The 4,879-nt window shown below is 71.2% G+C and carries 4 protein-coding genes; all 4 read left to right on the forward strand.

All coding sequences use genetic code 11. The features are described from left to right. Positions 1-1,397 (forward strand): UDP-N-acetylmuramoyl-L-alanyl-D-glutamate--2,6-diaminopimelate ligase (locus GT354_RS00515; protein WP_161354137.1); only part of this gene is annotated, 1,397 nt, incomplete at its 5' end. Next, positions 1,394-2,818, forward strand: coding sequence for a UDP-N-acetylmuramoyl-tripeptide--D-alanyl-D-alanine ligase (gene murF / locus GT354_RS00520; protein ID WP_161354138.1), 1,425 nt, complete (start codon positions 1,394-1,396; stop codon positions 2,816-2,818). The genes GT354_RS00515 and murF, both read left to right, overlap by 4 nt. After that, positions 2,815-3,873, forward strand: coding sequence for a phospho-N-acetylmuramoyl-pentapeptide-transferase (gene mraY / locus GT354_RS00525; protein ID WP_161354139.1), 1,059 nt, complete (start codon positions 2,815-2,817; stop codon positions 3,871-3,873). Before murF ends, mraY begins: the two co-directional genes overlap by 4 nt. A gap of 58 nt (positions 3,874-3,931) precedes the next feature. Then, positions 3,932-4,879 (forward strand): Mur ligase family protein (locus GT354_RS00530; RefSeq protein ID WP_272923726.1); only part of this gene is annotated, 948 nt, incomplete at its 3' end.

Below are 4,879 nucleotides of genomic sequence, written 5' to 3' on the forward strand. Positions count from 1 at the left end.
CGGGCCTGCCGATGCTCGTCGTGGAGGATCCGCGCGCCCGACTGGGTGAGATCGCGGCATGGGTGTACGACCGACCCGGAGCGGCCCTGACGCTGTTCGGGATCACCGGCACCAACGGCAAGACCACCACCGCGTATCTGCTCGACGGCGGCCTGCGCGCGGCCGGCCACACCACCGGCGTGATCGGCACCGTGGAGACCCGGATCGGCGAGGCGGTGGTGCCCAGCGAGCGCACCACGCCCGAGTCTCCCGACGTACAGGCCCTGCTGGGCTCGATGCGCGAGCGCGGGGTCACCGCGGCGGTCATGGAGGTCTCCAGCCACGCGCTCGCGCTCGGCCGGGTGGACGGCACCGTCTACGACGTCGCCCTGTTCACCAACCTGTCGCAGGACCACCTGGACTTCCACCCGTCCATGGAGGACTACTTCCTGACCAAGGCCCAGTTGTTCACGCCGGCCCGCGCGCGCGCCGGCGTGATCGACGTCGACGACGCGTACGGCCGTCGGTTGGCGACCATGGCCGGCGTCCCGGTGGTCACCGTGTCGACCGGCAGCGTGCCGGACGCCGACTGGCGCGCCGAGGACGTCGAACTCGACCCCGACGGCAGCCGTTTCCGAGTGGTCGGCCCCGACGGGCACAAGGCCGACGCGCACGTGCGCCTGGCCGGCCCGTTCAACGTCTCCAACGCGCTGCTCGCGATCGTGGCCCTGGTCACCGCCGGCATCCCGCTCGCCGCCGCGGTCGAGGGCGTGGGCGCCACCCCCGGTGTGCCGGGCCGGATGGAACGCGTCGACGCGGGCCAACCGTTCCTGGCCGTCGTCGACTTCGCACACACCCCCGACGCGGTGGTCACCCTGCTCGGGGCGCTGCGCGAGGTGACCTCGGGCACGCTGACCGTCGTGCTCGGCGCCGGCGGCGACCGGGATCGGGCCAAGCGCCCGCTGATGGCCGCCGCCGCGGCCCGGCTCGCCGACGTCGCGGTGTTCACCAGCGACAACCCGCGCTCGGAGGACCCGATCGCGATCCTGGACGACATGCTCGTGGGCACGCGCGGCCCCGACGCCTCCGACGGCACGGTGATCGTCGAACCCGATCGGACCGCCGCGATCACCCTCGCGGTGGAGCGCGCCCGGCCCGGCGACACGGTCGTGATCGCGGGCAAAGGCCACGAGCAGGGCCAGGAGTTCGCAAACGGCGTCAAACTCCCCTTCGACGACCGCGTACAACTGCGCGCGGCCCTCGACAGAACCACGCGAGGCGGCCCCGCGTCCCCCAAGCAGTCCGACGATGCGAGGATCGACACTCCCGCACCATCAACGCACACCCCGACGTCCGAGACCCCGACCCGAGGCGTCCCGGCGACCGGCACCTCGCGTGCCGAGGAGACGAACCAGTGATTTCCACCACTCTTGCCGAGCTGGCGAAAGCCCTCGGAGGGCGGCTAGCGGGCGACGCGGACCCGAACGCGCGGATCACCGGCGAGGTGGTCGTGGACTCCCGCGAGGCCGGCCCGGGCGCACTGTTCGCGGCCCTGCGCGGCACCCGCGTCGACGGGCACGACCACGCGCGTGACGCGATCACGGCCGGCGCCGTCGCCGTCCTGGCAGACCACGAGACGGGCGCCCCCTCGGTGCTCGTCGAGGACGTGGTCGCGAGCCTGGGCCGGCTCGCCCGCCGGACGAGCGACCGGCTGACCGACACCACCGTGATCGCGGTGACCGGCTCGTCCGGCGAGGCCGGTGTCGAGGATCTGCTGGCCCGCGTGCTCGGCACGCTCGGTCCCACGATCGCCTCGACCGGCGACGTCGACGACGCGATCGGCCTGCCGCTGACGGCGCTGCGGGCCGACGAGAACACCCGACACCTGGTCGTCGGGACGACCGCCCGCGGGATCGGCGACATCGCCCACCTGTGCGACGTGACCCCGCCGACCATCGGCGTCGTGCTCGCCGTGGGCGGCGCCCGCGGCGGCGAGTTCGGCGGCCGCGACGACATCGCGGCCGAGCGCGAACTCGTCGAGGCGCTGCCCGCCGACGGGGTGGCCGTGCTCAACGCCGACGACGCGCGGGTGCGCGCGCTGGCGAGCCGGACCAAGGCCCGCGTCGTCACGTTCGGCGAGAGCGGATACGCGGATGTACGGGCCGAGAACGTGACACTCGACGACCGCGCCCGGGCGTCCTTCACGTTGCGCACCCCGGAGGGCAGTGCGCCGGTGATCTTGCGCCTGTACGGTGAGCACCACGTGGCGAACGCTCTGGCGTGTGCCGCGGTGGCACGCGAAGTGGGCATGACCGTCGAGGACCTCGCGGCGGCGCTCGGCGCAGCCGATACGCTCTCCCGCCGGCACATGGAAGTGACCTGCAGGGAAGACGGAGTGACCGTCGTGAACGACGCGTACGACGCCGACCCCGAATCGATGCGGGCTGCACTCAAGGCCCTCGTCGCGATGGCGGGTGGTGGAAAACGTACATTCGCCGTGCTGGGTGGGATGCGCGAACCGGGCGAGGCGTCGCTGACCGAGCACGATGCGATCGGACGCCTCGCGGTACGCCTCAACATCCACCGGCTGGTTGCCGTGGGCGGCAGGGAGGCCGCCTGGATCGACATGGGCGCGAAGAACGAGGGTTCGTGGGGTGAGGAGTCGGTGCTGGTGCCCGACGTAGAGGCGGCCGTCGAGATACTCCGGGGCGAATTGGCCCCGGGCGACGTCGTACTGGTGAAGGCTTCACGCGGCGTGGCCCTGGAACGGGTCGCGGACGCACTGCTGGCGGATACACAGGTGCCTGACGGCGCGAAGAACGCGGAGGTGCACGGGTGAGGGCCATCCTCATCGCGGGCGGCATCGCCCTGGTGCTGTCGCTGGTCGGTACCCCGTTGGCAATCCGAATCCTGGTCAAGCGCGGCTACGGCCAGCTGATCCGAGACGACGGACCGGCGGGACACCACAGCAAGCGCGGAACGCCCACCATGGGCGGCGCGGTGATCATCCTGGCGGCGCTGATCGGTTACGGCGCGGCCAAGGCGATCACCCTGGAGACACCGAGCGCGTCCGCGCTGCTCGTGCTCTATCTGATGGCCGGCCTGGGCATGGTCGGCTTCGTCGACGACTACATCAAGATCGTCAAGCAGCGCAGCCTGGGCCTGCGGGCCAGGGCGAAACTGGCGGGACAGTCCTTCGTGGGCATCTCGTTCGCGCTGCTGGCGATCCAGTTCAAGGACGCCCGAGGGCTCACTCCGGCGTCCACCCATCTGTCCATCGTGCAGGACACCGCGCTCAACCTGACACCGGTGTTCTTCGTGGTCTGGGCGTACGTCCTGATCGCCGGACACTCCAACGGGGTGAACCTCACCGACGGTCTCGACGGTCTCGCGACCGGCGCCTCGGTGATCGTCTTCGGCGCGTACACCTTCATCGGCGTGTGGCAGTACGGCCAGTCGTGCCTGAACGCGCCCGGCCCCGGCTGCTACGACGTACGCGATCCGCTGGACCTGGCGATCGTGTCCGCCGCGATGATGGGCTCGTGTTTCGGCTTCCTGTGGTGGAACACGTCGCCGGCGAAGATCTTCATGGGCGACACCGGTTCGCTCGCCCTCGGCGGCGCGCTCGCCGGGCTCGCGATCCTGACCCGCACCGAACTGCTCTCCGCGCTCATCGGCGGCCTGTTCCTGATCATCTCGCTGTCGGTGATCATCCAGGTGGGCTATTTCAAGATGACCGGCAAACGGGTGTTCAAGATGGCGCCGTTGCAGCACCATTTCGAACTCAAGGGCTGGACCGAAGTACTCATCGTGGTTCGGTTCTGGATCATCGCGGGTCTGTGCGCCATTCTCGGGATCGGCATCTTCTACGCGGGCTGGGTTACGGGACAGTAAAGACGTGAGTACGAGAGACCTGAGCAGTTTCAACCATCACGGTGCGCCGTGGGCCGAGTTGTCCTTTTGTGTCGCGGGCACCGGTGTCACCGGCGCGTCCGCGGTGCGGGCGCTGCACGGCCTCGGCGCACGCGTGGTGGCGATCGACGGCGCGTCCGACGACAACGCCACGCGCCGTGCCGAGGAACTGCGCGCGCTCGGGGTGAGCGTGCACCTGGGCGACGAGGACACCCTGCCGCCGGACGTCGACGTACTCGTCCCCTCACCCGGACTGCGGCCCACCAAGCCGCTGTTCGCCGCCGCGCGCGCGGCCGGCGTGCCGGTGTGGGGCGATGTCGAACTCGCGTGGCGCCTGCGCCCGCGTGAGGACCCCGCGCCGTGGCTGGCCATCACCGGCACCAACGGCAAGACCACCACCGTGCGCATGCTCGCCTCGATCCTGGAGGCGTCCGGCAAGCGGGTCGCGGCCGCCGGCAACGTCGGCACGCCGGTGGTCGACGCGGTCCTGGCCCGCGACGCCGACGGCCGACCCGCGTACGACGTCCTCGCGTTGGAGCTGTCCAGCTTCCAACTGCACTGGCTGCCGACGTGGGAGGAAAGCCCCAAGGACGACGCGGGCGCGCCGCGGATGCTCGCGGCCGCGGTGCTCAACATCGCTCCAGACCATCTCGACTGGCACGGCTCGCCGGAGGCGTACGCGGCCGACAAGGGGCGGATCTTCGGCGGTTGCCAGATCGCGTGCGTCTACAACCTCGCCGACCCGCAGACCGAGCACCTCGTGCACGAGGCCGAGGTCGAGGAGGGCTGTCGCGCGGTGGGCTTCGGCCTCGGCGCGCCGGGGTTGTCGAACTTCGGCGTCGTGGAGGACCTGCTCGTGGACCGGGCCTTCGTGCCCGACCGGCACAGCACGGCCGCCGAACTGGCGTCCGTGGCCGACGTGAACCCGCCGGCTCCGCACAACGTGGCCAACGCGCTCGCCGCGGCCGCGCTCGCGCGCGCCTACGGC

This window comes from Streptomyces sp. SID3343 (assembly GCF_009865215.1).
Classification (GTDB): domain Bacteria; phylum Actinomycetota; class Actinomycetes; order Streptomycetales; family Streptomycetaceae; genus Embleya.